This window comes from Candidatus Margulisiibacteriota bacterium (assembly GCA_018822365.1).
Lineage (GTDB): Bacteria > Margulisbacteria > WOR-1 > O2-12-FULL-45-9 > XYB2-FULL-48-7 > XYB2-FULL-45-9.
In genome coordinates this window covers 1-16,141 of sequence record JAHJKL010000058.1, presented here as the reverse complement: position 1 = coordinate 16,141, position 16,141 = coordinate 1, and the positions used below count along the sequence as shown (strand labels likewise).

Genomic DNA, 16,141 nt, shown 5'->3' with positions numbered 1-16,141 from the left:
ATTATACTATATGATCATGGACAAAGAAATCATGGCGCTGGGGATTGAAAAAAGCTTTCGCGCGGACGAGACGATCTTTGAAGCGGGAAGCGAGGCCGGGGGATTTTACTATCTTCTTTCCGGCGAAGTTAGAATTTTTAAGATGGACGAAGCGGGAATGGAAGTAGAGATCGCCCGGGTCGGCCCGGATGGTTTTATCGGCGAAGCGATCATCTTTACTCAAGCCGCCTACCCCCTCTTTGCCCAGGCAATCAAAGAGAGCAAGACCCTCTATTTCCCCAAAGATAAAGTTCTGCGAGCGATCGAGCGCTCCCCAAAGATCGCGCTGACCTTCATCAAGGTCCTGGCGGAAAAGTGTGTGACCCTCAACCGGCGGCTGGAGACGATCGGCCTCAAAAGCATTCGCCAGCGGCTGGTCCACTATCTGGCCGGCCAATGCTCGCGGGACGGCCGCTGTTTGATCAAACTAACCACCAGCAAGACCGATCTGGCCCGCCGGCTCGGGACGATCAGCGAGACCCTCTCCCGCAATTTTAAAGCGCTGGAAGATGAGGGGTTGATCAAGGTCAACGGGAGCGAGATCACCATTAAACAGTGCGCCAGGTTAAAAGAAGAGATCGTGTAAGTCCTTCCCCTCTTTTTAGAGCTTCACGCCATATTAAAAATATCGTATAATTACGAGTGGTCAGGGATAAGTAGTAAGTTGTAAGTTAACCATGGCCCCATTGTCTAACGGTTAGGACGTCCCGATCAGATCGGGAAGGCGGGGTTCGATTCTTTAATATAATCAGTTGTAGCGAGTCCGTAGGACGAGCGTGTTGTAAGTTGGAAGTTAGTTTGTGGCCCCATTGTCTAACGGTTAGGACGTCCCGATCAGATCGGGAAGGCGGGGTTCGATTCCTTAATATAATCAGTTGTAGCGAGTCCGTGGGACGAGCGTGTTGTAAGTTGTAAGTTAACCATGGCCCCATTGTCTAACGGTTAGGACGTCCCGATCAGATCGGGAAGGCGGAGTTCGATTCTTTAATATAATCAGTTGTAAGTTGTAGCGAGTCCGTAGGACGAGCGTGTTGTAAGTTGTAAGTTAACCATGGCCCCATTGTCTAACGGTTAGGACGCGGCCCTCTCAAGGCCGAGGCGGGGGTTCGATTCCCCCTGGGGCTACCACTTCTTTAATCTGCTCCAAATTACTAGCTAATCAAAGCCTTTCCATTTATTGTGATCGAACCGGGAAAAGATGGGAGGCTCCGCCGAGCGAACAAAGTGAGCCGAGGTGGAGGGAAGAAAAACGGGAGTTTTTCTTCCAGGGGTTCAGGTCCGCCTACGGCGGACCGTCAAGGGGGCGAAGCCCCCTTGAGGAGGAGCGTAGCGACGACGTGAGATTCCCCCTGGGGCTATATCTCGACTCGTCTGCCTCGACTCACTTTGTTCGCTGGGCTATCTGACGCCGGAGGAATTTACTGAAAAGGAGGTGGCCAAAGAGTTAGCTTGCAGCGGGAATTACCCTAATTCATAATGGTACTGAAGATGGGGTAAGGTCAGAAAGATTGGAATGAGCTTACGGCATTCGGCGGCGGTTTGGTGCTTGAAAGCGAAATAATGTTTATCCCGAGCAAAGCGAGGGACTACAATGAAAATGCTGGGAGCAGTATTATTCTTCTTTCATTTTCAGAAAGTATCCGGATTTTTGGCCATTAATAGGCGTATATTCAAATCTTTCATATACTTTAAGCAAGACTCGCTCCTTCAAATATTCCTTTCGAGCTTCTTCATTGCCCATCTGTTTCAACCATTCTGGCTGCTCTACGAGAAATCGATTTAATAATATTTCGTCTTCCGAAAATGCTTTTATATAGAAGTAGAATATATCCTTTATTGCTGCGCGATCTGCGTCGGCATCAAATGGACTATATTGAATAAACTGGCCAATATTATCCTTATTCAATACAAGAAGCCCTTTCTCCAAATCACGATTCCACGCATAAAATATTGGAATATAATTATCATCTAATTTATACCAACCCTGGAACCCCTTAATTTCATTATTATCGATTTTCGGCACATCAGCGATATTTGGGGCCCATTTTGGAACATATTTATCAGAATCTTCTATACTTCTATATATCCCGGGGAATGTTGAAACTATTATTACATTTGGATCGTTTCTTATAGAGGCCTCAAGAGAATCGATCGTTGACACATTGCAATTGGCTATTATTGAAGCCAGTACTTGCTCGTCTTCACCCATTGCAATTTGACTCCCCCTATTTTCAGCCCATCCAACAAATGAGATATGCCACTTGTCAAAATATGCCGCCTTATCATCAACCGTATTTATGCCAAACGTCCCCAGTCCCCCAGAATATGCTTCACTAGTCTTATCGATATACTTATTTAAATATTTAAACAGGCAACGCATATTCACACTCTTATAAAAGCTGGATATTACCTCCTCCTTGAATTCTGACACTCTCTTTTGGCTAATGGGTTGTTCTTTTCCTATATTTGTAATTGTATTTTGAGCTTTACTTTTTAGTGACTGCAAAAAGGGGATAATTCTTTGAGAGAATATGAGGGGGAGAGCTTCCTCGCTTAAGATGCCCAATTTCAATATAAATTCACGGTTTTCACTCAATTTATTTGCGATACCAACCATACCATCTATCGAATTTTCAATATTGCTTAATTGATATATATCCATTTTGGGCAATTGGAAACCAACTATTTCCTCATTAACCTTTTCATCAGAAAAAGCCCTTATTATTCTAGCTGTCAAAAGAATAAAATATTGTTGGAGGTACAGCTCGCTGCCATGATGCCCCTCCCAAAAGTCATACTTACTTTCATATATGTTCCCAGAATAATACTGGCTTACTAAATCAGCAAGATTCGTCGGTACGACATCATGCCCACACCACACGGCGCTGGAATCCGCAGGCTGCTTGTATTCCCATAGATATTTAATATATTCAGGCTTATTCTTAAACACGCAATAAGCCCCAAGAGCGAATACCAGCCTGATAAAGTTATTATATTTATATTGGCTTTCCACATATCCGGCGATCTCATCATCCAACTTCTTTGCCTTATCCCTTTCTTGGTCTGTCATATAAGAGTCGAGCATTGTTTTAAAGCTATTATAATCATTTAGCCATATTTTCAGCTTTTCAATCGTATCTAAGTTCTCTTCGGACTCGGATAGTACTCTTAACTTGTTTTCCACGTTGTGCCGCGCCTCAATTTCTCTATATATATTAATATCCCTATTAAGCACTATATGGCCATAATCCCATATCTTGCCAGCATCCCAAGAAGGAACGATAAACCCTTCGCATATTGTAGAAACGAATACTTGATAAATACTTATTTTCCCTAAGCCAATAATATGCTTTATGGATGAATAATAATATTTATCAAAGGTATCTAAATATTCCAACCTGAAATGCTCTCCCTCTTGTCTCATTTGGTTAAATATTATGTTCGGGTACCACCTAACGCTTGCCGCATATATAGAAGGGTCATCATTTATGATCGCGTCCCGGCCCATATCACCCATGCTATTTAATACTTGCTTAATAAATATTTCGTTTTCGGGCTCTTGGGAAAGTTCAGCCAACACACCACTAAGATGATAAGCCGAATATCTGCTAGTTTCTTCATTTCTAGCCTTAATTGAGGCATGATGAATCCTTATTATCTGATTAATTGCAGAGGAAAATGATATTAAGTATTTTTCGGGCATAAACGCAATACGTAACTGCGCCTCCTCCTTGTTCTCCTTATATATTTGAAAGAAGTCTTGATGTAATAACATTTTTTCAAATATTTCTGGAGATTTTTTCTTAATCCCCATTAGCTTTGAGAGGATATTGTGGATCGTTTTTAATCCATTCTTAACTCGATCGTTTTTCTTGTTTTCTACATCTAATATTAATATATCCCCCAAGCCTTCTAACGAATGAATTAATGTCTTCTGTTTTTTGCTTATATCATTGAAGAGCATTATTCGCGTCCTCTGATAATTCTCTAAGTATATAATCTGGGTCAGCATGCATCACTAATAGATGGAAGAATCTTAAGAGCCAAGCAGCTATAATGATAAAACCAATAAGTAATCCCCAGGCAATTGGCGCCCACATTTTATGGTAAATGCCTGTCCCTTCAATAAATTTAATTACTACGATTACAAGCAGGTTGATCGCTAAAAAACAAGGCAAATACTTAATTTCGGGTTTATCTCTAAATTTTCTTGTTATAACATCTGAGTTATATCTATCTGATAGTCTGGCGATGATTTCATAGCTTAAGGGGATAGCTATGCCAATTATTACCCCTTCCACCATGGCAATATCAGAAAGAAAACCAGAATTTGGTGAATACTTCGCTATTTTATCGAATAATGATAATGCTATTGACCAATTCATAATTATTTCTCTTTAAAGAATCCTCTCAACTGCCCCCCCCTACCTTATAGCTAGTAGCGCTATCATTGATTCCAATATTAACGACCAAATACTTCAATAAGTTGACGCCATTTTGTTGGTTTGTATTTATCCCATTCTTCTTGTTTAACATATAGCATTTTATAAGCGATCTTTTTCTGGCGGGCATTTGCATCATCACACCATTGGGAAAGTCGCTTAATCTTTAAGGGGTCATCTAAGTCTTCTCGGCCTTTTGTTTCAACAATATAAACGGTATTCTCATCGATTTTAACAAGAAAGTCTGGCCGATACGTAGCAATTGCCCCATCATAGTTTTTATAATCTATTTTAAAATGGACTTCGGGATAGTTGTAAGCATAAGATATTATCTCTTCATCTCCCAGTTTCTCAAGAAATTCTGCGAATTCCAGCTCAAACATACTGTCACCAACGATTCTATTGAAAGCACTCCTTTTTGGGACTAAATATGCTCGATCATTAACCACGAAAGGTCTGCTATCACTGACCTTTATGAAATTCTTTATCTCAGCATCGCCAACATCTTTGACTGTTAATGTGTTAATTTCCTTCTTGAATGTTTCAATGATTGTCTTTGTCGCTTCAAGCTCAGACAGATTTCGCAAGATGTTATTGTCAGCAAGCGATACTACTGACTCAAATAGGTACGATTGGATGTATTCTTTAACCTTTCCAAACAAGACATCATAACAACCAAATAACCGAAGTTCTCTCATGATACTTTGGGCAAAGAACCCCACAACGCTCTGATAGTTTGGCTCAATATTGCTATCCAAAATAGTTGTGTGGTGGATTTCATCTTTGACCACATGCTTGAAAACTATTTCTCTTTGCTCCTGTTCATTAAATTGTTTAACCTTGACCTTTGAGGCCTTAAATGTTGAGGGCGCCAAATCACTTAGATTCTTATATTCCCGCTGAATCCTTGGGGTTAAGATCGGGAGTTCAATATCTAGTTTTGTAATGTCTTTCTTTGGGTTAGCATGGTCAATTTCGATCACTGTTGGAGTAATTGCTTTAGTCGTGCTATCCATCGTTCTTTTTTCTAGTTCAACGCCTTCAGCCTTTATAGACTCAACAAAATCCATGAATGCTGGAGTCCCGGTCACGCTAACATATTCTTCAACATCATCTCGCCCGAAAAACATGCGCCTCAAACCACGACCCAGTGTCTGCTCTGGTAAAATGTTTGCTGCAGCTGAATATGCTCGGAGCCCAACGATAGTCGTTACATTCTTAACATCCCAACCCTCTTTTAACATTAGCACCGAAACAATTACCGTGTAAGGACTTTCCAGGCTGTCGATAGCGTTAGCTTGTTTTCGAAGGCGATCAAGTTCTTCTTTGTCCTTGCCTTTAACCTTTTCTGATATATCACCGCTTTTATTGGTGTGAATGGTTAATACTTTACCTTTTAAATCAGCGTAATTCTTTTCCAAGTACGCTTGCACCTCATCACAGTTCTTTGTATCATCAGTCATGATAAATAAAATTGCTTTTTTGCCAGTTGGCGCGAGCTCTTTAGATGTCTTTCGCCACTCTTCTATACCTAGATTGATATAGTCCTCGTATTTTTCAGTAAATATAGCGCTTTGATTTTCCTGTAGTTTTGCCCGGCTAGCCTGGTCTGGAATCACCGGCGTTTTAACTACTCCTTGATGAATGGCCTCAACAAGAGGATAGTCGGATATTGTTTGCACAAATATCCCGCCGTTATCATGCTTTGGAGTAGCCGTGCAATCTAATTGCAGTGATATTTGCTTGCCTTTTTGTTTTAGCTTATTGTTGATATCCTGAATTGACTTAAACCAAGCCATTTTGGGGTCATGGATATGATGCGCTTCATCGTTGAATACAATAAGCTCATCAATGTCTCTAACAACACTACTTAACTCAACCAATGACTCATTTGTTTTTGAGACCGGTTTTTCCCCTAAAAAGTAATCCGACAAATCAACATCACTGATGGAGGCCTCTTTTACATCTCCCTCATATACACGATGGATATTGGTTAGAAAGATGTTCCCGGTAGGAGATATTGCAGTTAAATCATCTTGTAGATGCAGGGTTATTTGAAAGTCGTCTTGCCAGTTCCTGCCTTCATATCCATTATCTGGCAATACAGGGTCTTGATAGAATATCTTTAGCCCATCAAAATCCGTTTTAATGCGTTCAAGGACAATAATATTGGGAGTAATAAGAAGAAAGTTTCTAGACAGTTCTGAATCGGTCTCATAAATCTTATGAAAATAAGCCCAAGCAAGAAGCAAACTCATTACTTTGGTCTTTCCGCTTCCTGTCGCCATTTTAATTACCAAGCGTAGCCAATCCTCGTCAAACATATTAGGGCTTACACGTCCTAATGAGTCATATTGGAGCAGATCATATTTATTTCTAGCCCCAGCGACCTCATAAAGCCAGATGATTGTTTCTACAGCCTCTCTTTGGGCAAAATAATATTGGAAAGAAAAGGCGTTCCCATCCATTCCATAGACCAAGTGTTCTTGCTTGAACCACCAATTAAGAAGGGCTTTTGATGTATTGCTAGCCCCTTCGTAGTTCTTTTCTCTCCAATCTTTAACTCGTTTTCGAAGTTCGGGAACAAATGGAGGGAGTAGCTTCTCATATCCTTTCTCGCGAAGAGCCTCATCTGCGGGGAACCAACGAATTTCCGGGTCTAATATCGAATACTTATTTTTTGGAAAATCCTTATGAAGTGCCATTATTAGACATTAACCTCAATTACTCTAGTAGTATCATTGCCGAAAATATCAACTACTTTAACCGCTATCTTCCTTCGCCCCCTTGAGATTTCTTTCTCGGCAGAAACAAGCTCAAGCTTCCTATCCTTTTTAGTCCTAAAAGACTGCCATTCATTCTCGAATATATATCCGCCCGTCCATCCTTCTCTTTCTTCTTTCGTGTTTTGATCTATGGAGCGAATAATTTCCTTACGACTTTGAAAGTCATAATCAACGGCCCAATAGTCAACCCAATCTGCCCATTTCTTCGTCAATACTTCTTTTGTTACTACCGCAGTCTTTTTATCCTTTGATACCTTTATGACCTGCCCATTTTCAATAACAATCTTACTCGACCCCTCCTTAAGAGCTCCCTCTGTTTCCTCTACGCTATCTTGATTATAAAATACGCTGAAATCGGACAGCTCAACGCTAATAGTTTTGTTATTCCCTTTGCCTTTTACGATAGGTTTTACGTCGATATAGGCAACATCGTAAAACTTTACATATCCTTTTTCGACGGCTCGACGATCAAACACTTCACGAGGTATGATCTTAAACTGTACATCGACGCCTAGAGAGCGTAGCTCCGAAATATCTATCCCCATTTCGTAATCAAAGCCAAGAATATCAAACTTAGTAACTCCTTTGCCTTTAGCTTCTTTTATTGCGTTATCAACAAAAGCCGCTGATACAGGGGCATCAATTGGCCCAATTGCGACAAGACGATCCCTCTTTTTGCCAACAAAAGAATTAAACGAGTCAAGCTTTTGAGCACTATAAGCCACAAGAATTAACTCAATAAATTGTTTTTCCTTGCTTTCTAATATTTGTTGTTTTTCTTTCTCCCTTATATCAACATCTACGTTTACATAGTGCTCACGTTCATATTTACCCAAATTAAGTATTTCAAATGCTCGGAAGTCTTTTCCGGCCTGCTTCATTTCACGCTGAACCTGAATAAGCCGTTTGCGTGACGTATGAATAGCAAACCTCCCGAGATCGGATCCAATCCACTTCCTGCCCAGTTTTTCCGCCACTGCCATAGTCGTGCCGGAACCACTGAAAAAATCGGCAACTATATCGCCTTCATTTGAGGATGCTTTAATTATTCGCTCAAGTAGTGATTCGGGCTTTTGAGTTGGGTAGTCAACCTTTTCAAGCCCATTGCCTTGAATCCGATAAATATCAGCCCACCAATCTTCGGGTATTTTTCCGGCTTCTTTTAATCGATTTTTGTGTTTTAATTCGGCATCATTTTCTCCATACAAACCTGCGCCACCAGCTCCCCTACCTGTCCTTGCTACGGTTTCCTCTGAATATGGTATCGCAACTTCAGTCCAATTAAAGACTGAGTTAGTGTTTTTCTCAAAAGCCAAAATAGTCTCATGTTTTTGGATAAACTTAGTTTTTGCCTGTGATGCCCCCGTATAGCACCAGATTATTTCGTTTCTAAAATTATCTTTCCCAAAAACCTCATCTAGCGCTAACCTCATATAACTATTCACTCGCCAATCGCAATGGACATAAATGCTGCCATCATCCGCCAAAAGACCGTGCATTAGCTTTAACCGCTCATAAATCATAGCAATAAAGCTGTCGGTGCCCTTGCCCCAAGTATCCCGATAGGCGACCTCTTCAATAACAGACGGCTTTTTAGTAAAGGATTCGTCTCCGATCTCAATATTCATAGAAAAATCAGCTCCGACATCGAACGGGGGGTCAATGTAGATTAGTTTAAGCCCGCCTTGTTTTTCAATTTCCCGGCGCATAGGACCATTTTTTAGAGAGGAAAGGATCAACTTGTTATCACCCCAGATAAGCTTATTCGTCCACCCGCGAATTTGCCTTCCGGATGTATCGAATAAGGCCAGCTGGTCTTTGCCTTTTTCAATCTTTTTGGTTCTTGGCTCATCAATATGCTCGATTGTTTGAAAGGGCAGAACAAGGTTACAGGCCTCTTGCGTTTTGCCGTTCCAAACGAGCTCGACTTCCCGATCATCGCTATAAAGCAAGAAGCGATATTTATCTGGCAACGGCTTACCTTCTTGGACAAGCTTGATTGCGTCTCGTTGTTCGTTTTCCGTTAACTTCATAATTTATTTCTTTACTGTAGAATAAATTCCGACTAATACTGCTGTCCCTGTAATAATCTTATACCAATGACCTTACCCCATCTTCCGTACCATTATGAATTAGAGTAATTCCCGCTGCAAGCCAACTCTTTGGCCACCTCCTTTTCTGTAAATTCCTCTGGCGTCAGATAGCCCAGCGAACTATGCGGCCTGACCTGATTGTAATCCAGCCGCCAATCCTCTATTAACTTCCTGGCATGCCCCAGATTGATGAACCAGTGTTCATTCAGGCATTCGTCCCGGAGCCGACCATTGAAGCTCTCGATATAGGCATTTTCTACCGGCTTACCTGGTCTGATGAACTGTAACTTAACGCCATTCCGGTACGCCCATTCATCCAATGCCTTGCCGGCAAATTCTGGACCATTATCGATCATAATTACTTCCGGCAATCCTTCCCGTTCACCAACCTCATCCAGCACTCGGCAAACTCTGACACCATTGATCGAGGTGTCAACTTCGATCCGGTGACACTTCTTGGTATACACATCTACTATTGGCAACGCCTTGATCTTGCGACTGTTCAACGCCGCATCCGCCACAAAATCCATGCACCAGATATGGTTTGGCCTGGTTGGCTTTGGCAATTCCATTCTCAACCCCGCAACTCTTTTTCGTTTGTTTTTCCGTCGTAAAGAGAGTTTCTCTTCCCCATAAATCCTTTCCGTCCGCTTATGGTTGATCGCTATCCCTTCCCGCCGCAACATGACATGCAGTCTTGGGCAACCAAACCGCGGGCGCTTCTGCGCCAGCTCCTTGAGTCGAGATCTGACTAGCTGATCGGCTGGGCCTTCCTGCTTGGCCACATAACCATAACTCGAACGGGGAAAGCCGATCAGTCGACAAGTTCGCCTGATGCTCAACCCAAAGCCGGCCACAATAAAGTCCGTGGCCGCCCTTTTTGCCTTGGGTTTTAGAAGTTTTTTAAGACAACCGCCTTTAACGCCTGGTTATCCAGGGTCAGATCGGCCACGATACTTTTCAGCCGCCGGTTTTCATCTTCCAGCGCTCGTAAACGCTTGGCCTCACTGACAGTCAGTCCGCCGTATTTTGCCTTCCAGTTGTAGAAAGTTGTCTGATGGACCCCGTACTTGCGGCAAAGATCGGCGATCGGCAGGCCTGCTTCGGCCTCTTTAATTGCTCCAATTATCTGCTCTTCGGACATCCTTTTCCCCTTCATATTTGACCCTCCTTCAATTAGTATTACCGGCCTATTTTCTAATTGCAAGTGGTCCAGTTTTTGGGGGGAAGGTCATATTGATTCTAAAACCCTAAAAAACTTGAAGTTAAATTCAATCGCTTTACGTTTAAACCTTGAGTGGATCTCCCTTCCCCCTCCCGTTCCCGAACTATAACCCCCTTAATTGCAAACAAAAACCAGCCGGCAGAATGAACTCTGGCCGGCTGGTTTGTCCTTTCCTATATTTCGTAGAATCCTCTGACATAAAATGGTATAATTTACCATCATATGACCCAGCAAGAACTTCAAAAAGAGATTGACAGTATCAGCCGGCAGATCGTGGAAAAATATAAGCCGCAGAAGGTCATCCTGTTCGGTTCCGCAGTCTGGGGCAATTTCACTCCGGACTCAGATCTTGATTTTTTAATCATCAAGAAAGACACCCCATATCTGGGCCGGGATCGAATGCGAGAACTTTATCGGCTAATAGACAAGAATATCGCCGCCGATTTCTTGGTTTATCGTCCGGAGGAATATGAAGAGGGTCTTAAACTGGGGGATCCTTTTTTGAATAACATTTTGCGAAAAGGAAAAGTTCTTTATGGCTGATCAAAAAGAAGTTAAAAAATGGCTACTAAAGGCGGAAAGCGATTATTTGTTTTCAGCCTCCATTTTACCGGACACGACTTTTTTTTCTCAACTTTGTTTTTTCTTTCAGCAATCAGCCGAAAAATACTTAAAAGCGTTCATCGTTAAACACGATCTAAACTTTAAAAAAATCCATGATTTAATTGAATTACTGGAGACTTGTAAAAAACATGATCCAACTTTTTCAAATATTTTGGAAGAAACAAGAATATTAAACACTTTTTATATTGACACCCGCTATCCCGTCCACTGGCCGGCGGAAGTGAGCAAAGAAGAGGCCTTGAAAGCGTTGGAAGCGGCTCGTAAGATCAAAGAATTCGTCGAAAAATTACTATTATAAGTTTTCTATGCGCGAAATATCCACTCGTAAGATCACCGCAACGGTCAGCAACCTTTGCGTCACCGTTAACACCGACCTCCCGGCCGATGTTGAAGGAGCTTTGAATAAAGCCCTCAAAGATGAGGAATCACCCAACGGCCGGGAAATACTCCGCCAGCTGATCCATAACGCTGAGATCGCCAGAAAAGAAAAGCGGCCACTCTGCCAGGACACCGGCGCGGTCGTGGTCTTTATCGAACTTGGACAGGACATTCATCTTACCGACGGCTCGCTTGAAGAAGCGGTCAACGAAGGGGTTAGCCGGGGTTACAAAGAAGGCTACCTGCGTAAATCGCTAGTCTCCGACCCGCTCCGCCGCGATAATACCGGAGATAATACCCCGGCCTTCATTCATACCAATGTCGTCCCGGGCGACAAGCTCATTATCAACCTGATGTGCAAAGGCGGGGGGGCCGAGAATTGCAGCGCCATAAGAATGTTCAAACCGACATCCTCCCATGACGAGATCGACCGGTTCATCATTGAAACTGTTGGGAAGGCCGGACCCAATGCCTGCCCGCCGATCATCGTCGGGGTTGGGATCGGCGGGAACTTCGAGACCGCCCCGCTCACCGCCAAAAAAGCGCTATTGAGGGAGATCGGCCATTATAACAGCGACCACGACCTGGCCAAATGGGAAAAAGAACTGTTGGTTAAAATCAATAATCTCGGGATCGGGCCAATGGGACTGGGCGGCAAAACAACCGCTTTGGCGGTCAACATTGAAACTGCCCCCTGCCACATCTCATCACTCCCGGTCGCCGTTAATATTGAATGTCATGCCCATCGGGCCCGAAAGGGAATGCTATGAGCGCGATCAAAATAACGACCCCGCTGACGGAAAAAGCGATCGCCGGACTGAAAGCGGGGGACGAAGTCCTGATCAGCGGCAGGCTTTACACCGCGCGGGATGCCGCCCACAAAAAGTTTGGGGACCAACCACCGTTCGATCTTAAGGGCCAGATTATTTACTACGCTTCCCCCACTCCAGCCAGGCCGGGGGAAGTTATCGGTTCAATTGGTCCAACGACCAGCTCCCGGATGGACGCTTTTGCCCCCGCCCTTTTAGTCGCCGGGTTAAAAGGGATGATCGGCAAAGGATCGCGCGGTCCGGAAGTCATTGAAGCAATCAAAAAAAATAAAGCGGTTTACTTCACGGTCCCCGGCGGCGCCGCCGCCCTCCTGGCCAAACAGGTGAAAGAGGCCAAACTTATCGCTTATCCCGAACTTCATTCCGAAGCGGTCCTGGAATTAACGGTCGACCTCTTTCCGGCGATCGTCACGATCGACTCGACCGGCGGCAATTTATTCGAAGAAGGAAGAAAACGTTATGAAAACCAAGACTAATAAGTTTATTCGCAGGTTTTTCGTCACTTTATTAGTCATTAGTCATTCTTTTCCTGCCTTTGCCTCTGGTTACGATGGGATCTTTTTCCTCGGGTTCAATATGGAAAAAGAGCCGTTTAACAGCGTTTATGTCCGCCAGGCGGTTGCCCACGCCGTCAACCTGAAAACTATTGTTAACTTAGCCAGCGCGGAGGTCACCCCGGGAAGCGTGATCCCGCCGGGAATGGCCGGATACCAAAAGGAACTTCTCCCTTATTCGTTTGACCTCAAACAGGCCAAGGTCCTGATGCGACGTGGAAAATATCTGCCGGTCAATCCAAAACTAAAAAAAATTTCCCTCCTGCATACCGATGGGGTCAAGACCATTGCCATTGCCAAAGAGATCCAGAACAACTTGAGAGCGATCGGTATCAAGGCAAACCTGGTCCAGGTCAAATATCAGAACGAGCTTAAATGGAATGAAGAGCTTCTCTCGCGCCGCCACCATCTCTACCTGTTCGGCTACAAAGCCGACCTGATGGCCAGTTTGAGCCAGGAAGCTGCCCCGGATGTCGCCGATACATACAAGCTCCTCGACCCACTCTTTCATTCCAAAGGAGCGGTCAACCTTAACGGCTTCAACAACTCCACTGTCGACATGCTCCTTGACCAGGTCTCAGTCATCGGCTACACCTACCAGATGGAGCGGAATATCAAGCTTAAGGAAGTAAACAAAGTCCTGTACCAGGAGCTCCCCGCTCTGGTCCTTTTTTATATACCAAAATTATGACCAGGGATTCGATCGACTATTTTTTAAGGATAAAAAAAGCGGACATTTACATTATCTGCCCTTATTTTGAAGCCTTTCAGGGAATGGTCGCGATCAGGACACCAAAACCGGAAGCCGGGGACGAGGCGACCCTCCATCTTATGGTCTCTCCGGATTTTATAACAGAGTTTGACCAGGTTATTGCTAATTTGGGAAAGAGGTTAAAAATTGAACGGATCACTGGATAGTTTTCGAAATTTGTTTTATCCCAGGGCGATCGTGCCTGATATTTTCCTGATCGATACCAGGGAACTGCAAGATCGGGGGATCAAAGCACTGATCCTTGATATTGACGATACCCTTATCCCCCGCGAGGTCCGCGATGTCTATCCCAACGTCTTCGAATGGGTCCAGGCCCGCAAAGATGAAGGGCTCAAGCTCTGCCTGACCTCCAACAGCCGCCATCCATTGCGGGTCAAGTACTTTAGCGAAACGCTTGGGGTCCCCGCCCTTCATTTCAGCCTCAAGCCGCTTCCCATGGCTTTCCGCCGTTCTCTTGAAATCCTGGGGACCAGCGCGGCCGAGACCGCCATGATCGGCGATCAGTTGTTCATGGATATTTTAGGGGCGAACCTGGTCAATATTCACTCGATCTATATCGACCACCGGAAAGAAGAAACCTTTCCGCCGCGGCAATGGATGAGGTGGGTGGAGCGGTATCTGATCGATCACTGGCGTTAAACGAGATTTTTTAGCGCGGTTTTAATAACCCCTTCGACCGAGGTCACCTGCTCCAGATCAACCCTCATCACCGCTTCGCGCGCTTCCTTGGGAGAATAACCGAGCGAGATCAGGGCAGAGATAGAATCCGCTCCCAGAGAGCTCTCCCCTCCCTTTATCCCCGCACCCATTTCCTGCGGGGTAACCGCGTATTTTTTGGCGATCTTTTCTTTTAGCTCAACCACTACCCGCTCGGCGGTCTTTTTGCCTACTCCGGAAACGGAAGAAAGCAGGGCCACATCCCCTTTGGCCACCGCGGCAACCAGCTTGTCCAGAGGAAAAGCGGAAATAAGGGCCAGGGCCATTTTTGGGCCAACTCCGGAAACCGAAAGGAAAAGGGAAAAAAGCGACCGCTCTTCGGTCGAGAGAAAACCATAAAGAGAGATATCGTCTTCGCGGACGATCTGGATCGTAAAAAGCTTGAGCGGCTGGCCGACCACCGGCAAGCGTGAAGCAACCGCCGACGGAACCTTCACCAGGTAGCCGATATTGCCGACCTCAATGACGACCATGTTCTGGTCCAGACCGGCCAGGATGCCGTTAAGATGGCTGATCATGTTAAAAGCCCTTCCTTAAGGCGAAATGAATGGAGATGGCAGATAGCAATCGCCAGGGCGTCGGCGGCATCGTCCGGTTTTGGCAATCCAGGAAGCTTTAGTAAAGTTTTAACCATGATCTGGACCTGTTTTTTGTCCGCCCTGCCATAACCGGTCAGGGCCATTTTTACTTCCAGCGGGGTGTATTCCGAAAGCGCGACCTTGTTCTGGGCCGCCGCAAGCAGGATCATTCCCCGGGCCTGGCCGACCGCCATGGCGGTCGTGGTATTGCGGCCGAAAAAAAGGCGCTCGACCGCAAGATAATCAGGTTGATACCGCTTGATCAGCTCGCTAACCTGGCGAAAGATCAGCGCCAGGCGGCTTTCGGCGGAATTTTTTGGTGAGGTCTTGATGCAGCCGTTAACAATATGAAGCAACCCTTTTTCGGTTTGCCTGACTACACCAAACCCGGTGGTCGCGGTCCCAGGATCGATCCCTAAAGTTAGCATCGTGAAAGAATTGTAGCACAAAAAAACCGCCCTGGACTATGGGGTTGTCGGCTCGGTTGAAGCAACGCTGTGAAAGAAAAAGCTGACCGGTGTAGAGCCGGTTTCGGTCAGTACGATCCCTTTGGCTTCGCCGATCGCGACAACCTGGCCAGCGGTGTTCTTAGCCAGGGCCAGGAGATCATAACTGACATTATAAGCGACCTCAATGGCCGCCGTATTATTGGGATAAACGATCTCGGTTGCAACCGCATCATAGCCTGCCGCCTGTGCGGTAATGGAGATCTTCACCGCGCTGGACGGCGAGACCGACGCGCCGACCGAAGGGGGATCAGGCCAGTTAATCCCGATATTTACATAACCGTATTTTTCAACCGAAGAAACAGGGTTGTTGATAACTTCCTTTGACGCGCCGCAGCCGGCGGCCAGCAAAACCAGCGCCAACAGACCGACGAACAACAGGTTGTTTTTCATTTCTTTCACCTGAATCATTATCGTCAGATAACCCCCGAAATTTCAGGGAAATCCATTAAAGAATAGAAAGTTCTATGGACATGGTGACCCCCCTCAGTTAATTAAGATCGGATATATCAGCGAGATATACTATAGAAAGCTCAAGCAGATCTTAAGAAGCCGTGTCATCACACACGGGAAAGGAGTCACCAGTGGCAAGTGTAT

The 16,141-nt window shown here is 44.7% G+C and carries 16 protein-coding genes and 1 tRNA gene; 9 read left to right on the top strand and 8 right to left on the bottom strand.

Annotation, left to right across the window (positions count from 1 at the left end):
* On the top strand, positions 1 to 625 hold a 625-nt coding region (locus tag KKF06_04940; GenBank protein MBU1617101.1), incomplete at its 5' end, for a Crp/Fnr family transcriptional regulator.
* Positions 626 to 1,092: 467 nt separating this feature from the next.
* A tRNA-Glu gene (locus KKF06_04935) sits at positions 1,093 to 1,167 on the top strand.
* 484 nt (positions 1,168 to 1,651) lie between these two features.
* Here the strand turns inward: KKF06_04935 and KKF06_04930 are convergent.
* The 5 genes from KKF06_04930 to KKF06_04910 form a co-directional block, all read right to left on the bottom strand.
* A complete protein-coding gene (locus KKF06_04930; GenBank protein MBU1617100.1) occupies positions 1,652 to 4,003 on the bottom strand; it encodes a hypothetical protein in 2,352 nt (783 codons plus the stop codon).
* Positions 3,990 to 4,424, bottom strand: a complete 435-nt coding sequence (locus KKF06_04925) for a hypothetical protein (GenBank protein ID MBU1617099.1) — start codon at positions 4,422 to 4,424, stop codon at positions 3,990 to 3,992. The genes KKF06_04930 and KKF06_04925 overlap by 14 nt, the downstream gene beginning before the upstream one ends.
* Before the next feature lie 77 nt (positions 4,425 to 4,501).
* The gene (locus KKF06_04920) at positions 4,502 to 7,186 is read right to left on the bottom strand and encodes a DEAD/DEAH box helicase family protein (protein MBU1617098.1); all 2,685 of its coding nucleotides are present in this window, start codon (positions 7,184 to 7,186) and stop codon (positions 4,502 to 4,504) included.
* 2 nt (positions 7,187 to 7,188) lie between these two features.
* A complete protein-coding gene (locus KKF06_04915) occupies positions 7,189 to 9,300 on the bottom strand; it encodes a site-specific DNA-methyltransferase (protein ID MBU1617097.1) in 2,112 nt (703 codons plus the stop codon).
* Between the two features lie 92 nt (positions 9,301 to 9,392).
* Positions 9,393 to 10,519, bottom strand: a protein-coding gene (locus KKF06_04910) for an IS3 family transposase (GenBank protein MBU1617096.1) whose coding sequence is annotated in 2 segments (ribosomal slippage) — positions 9,393 to 10,267 and positions 10,267 to 10,519 — 1,128 coding nt in all. Because the reading frame shifts where the segments join, the coding sequence is not laid out codon by codon here.
* A 288-nt stretch (positions 10,520 to 10,807) separates the two neighbouring features.
* Here KKF06_04910 and KKF06_04905 point away from each other — a divergent pair.
* From KKF06_04905 to KKF06_04875, 7 genes are read left to right on the top strand one after another with little or no spacing between them, the layout of a single operon-like run.
* A complete protein-coding gene (locus KKF06_04905; GenBank protein ID MBU1617095.1) occupies positions 10,808 to 11,128 on the top strand; it encodes a nucleotidyltransferase domain-containing protein in 321 nt (106 codons plus the stop codon).
* On the top strand, positions 11,121 to 11,507 hold the full coding sequence (locus KKF06_04900) for a HEPN domain-containing protein (protein ID MBU1617094.1): 387 nt from the start codon (positions 11,121 to 11,123) through the stop codon (positions 11,505 to 11,507). The genes KKF06_04905 and KKF06_04900 overlap by 8 nt, the downstream gene beginning before the upstream one ends.
* 7 nt (positions 11,508 to 11,514) lie before the next feature.
* Positions 11,515 to 12,357 (top strand): fumarate hydratase, encoded by an 843-nt coding sequence (locus tag KKF06_04895; protein MBU1617093.1) that lies wholly within the window; start codon positions 11,515 to 11,517, stop codon positions 12,355 to 12,357.
* On the top strand, positions 12,354 to 12,893 hold the full coding sequence (locus KKF06_04890; protein MBU1617092.1) for a FumA C-terminus/TtdB family hydratase beta subunit: 540 nt from the start codon (positions 12,354 to 12,356) through the stop codon (positions 12,891 to 12,893). Before KKF06_04895 ends, KKF06_04890 begins: the two co-directional genes overlap by 4 nt.
* Entirely contained in the window at positions 12,877 to 13,662 is a 786-nt protein-coding gene (locus tag KKF06_04885; GenBank protein ID MBU1617091.1) for a hypothetical protein, read from the top strand. Before KKF06_04890 ends, KKF06_04885 begins: the two co-directional genes overlap by 17 nt.
* Entirely contained in the window at positions 13,659 to 13,889 is a 231-nt protein-coding gene (locus KKF06_04880) for a hypothetical protein (protein MBU1617090.1), read from the top strand. The genes KKF06_04885 and KKF06_04880 overlap by 4 nt, the downstream gene beginning before the upstream one ends.
* Entirely contained in the window at positions 13,870 to 14,382 is a 513-nt protein-coding gene (locus KKF06_04875) for a YqeG family HAD IIIA-type phosphatase (protein MBU1617089.1), read from the top strand. The genes KKF06_04880 and KKF06_04875 overlap by 20 nt, the downstream gene beginning before the upstream one ends.
* Here the strand turns inward: KKF06_04875 and ruvA are convergent.
* From ruvA to KKF06_04860, 3 genes are read right to left on the bottom strand one after another with little or no spacing between them, the layout of a single operon-like run.
* Positions 14,379 to 14,978 (bottom strand): Holliday junction branch migration protein RuvA, encoded by a 600-nt coding sequence (gene ruvA, locus KKF06_04870; protein ID MBU1617088.1) that lies wholly within the window; start codon positions 14,976 to 14,978, stop codon positions 14,379 to 14,381. The genes KKF06_04875 and ruvA overlap by 4 nt on opposite strands.
* Complete coding sequence (gene ruvC, locus KKF06_04865; protein MBU1617087.1) at positions 14,975 to 15,466, bottom strand: crossover junction endodeoxyribonuclease RuvC; 492 nt, start codon at positions 15,464 to 15,466, stop codon at positions 14,975 to 14,977. Before ruvC ends, ruvA begins: the two co-directional genes overlap by 4 nt.
* Before the next feature lie 36 nt (positions 15,467 to 15,502).
* The gene (locus tag KKF06_04860; GenBank protein MBU1617086.1) at positions 15,503 to 15,937 is read right to left on the bottom strand and encodes a hypothetical protein; all 435 of its coding nucleotides are present in this window, start codon (positions 15,935 to 15,937) and stop codon (positions 15,503 to 15,505) included.
* Between the last annotated feature and the right edge of the window lie 204 nt (positions 15,938 to 16,141).

Bases quoted from the DNA above. Each gene is read 5' to 3' on its own strand.
- KKF06_04895 (MBU1617093.1), top strand. From the start codon at position 11,515: ATGCGCGAAATATCCACTCGTAAGATCACCGCAACGGTCAGCAACCTT.
- KKF06_04925 (MBU1617099.1), bottom strand. From the start codon at position 4,424: ATGAATTGGTCAATAGCATTATCATTATTCGATAAAATAGCGAAGTAT.
- KKF06_04890 (MBU1617092.1), top strand. From the start codon at position 12,354: ATGAGCGCGATCAAAATAACGACCCCGCTGACGGAAAAAGCGATCGCC.
- ruvC (MBU1617087.1), bottom strand. From the start codon at position 15,466: ATGCTAACTTTAGGGATCGATCCTGGGACCGCGACCACCGGGTTTGGT.
- KKF06_04905 (MBU1617095.1), top strand. From the start codon at position 10,808: ATGACCCAGCAAGAACTTCAAAAAGAGATTGACAGTATCAGCCGGCAG.
- KKF06_04900 (MBU1617094.1), top strand. From the start codon at position 11,121: ATGGCTGATCAAAAAGAAGTTAAAAAATGGCTACTAAAGGCGGAAAGC.
- ruvA (MBU1617088.1), bottom strand. From the start codon at position 14,978: ATGATCAGCCATCTTAACGGCATCCTGGCCGGTCTGGACCAGAACATG.
- KKF06_04885 (MBU1617091.1), top strand. From the start codon at position 12,877: ATGAAAACCAAGACTAATAAGTTTATTCGCAGGTTTTTCGTCACTTTA.
- KKF06_04915 (MBU1617097.1), bottom strand. From the start codon at position 9,300: ATGAAGTTAACGGAAAACGAACAACGAGACGCAATCAAGCTTGTCCAA.
- KKF06_04920 (MBU1617098.1), bottom strand. From the start codon at position 7,186: ATGGCACTTCATAAGGATTTTCCAAAAAATAAGTATTCGATATTAGAC.
- KKF06_04860 (MBU1617086.1), bottom strand. From the start codon at position 15,937: ATGAAAAACAACCTGTTGTTCGTCGGTCTGTTGGCGCTGGTTTTGCTG.
- KKF06_04880 (MBU1617090.1), top strand. From the start codon at position 13,659: ATGACCAGGGATTCGATCGACTATTTTTTAAGGATAAAAAAAGCGGAC.
- KKF06_04930 (MBU1617100.1), bottom strand. From the start codon at position 4,003: ATGCTCTTCAATGATATAAGCAAAAAACAGAAGACATTAATTCATTCG.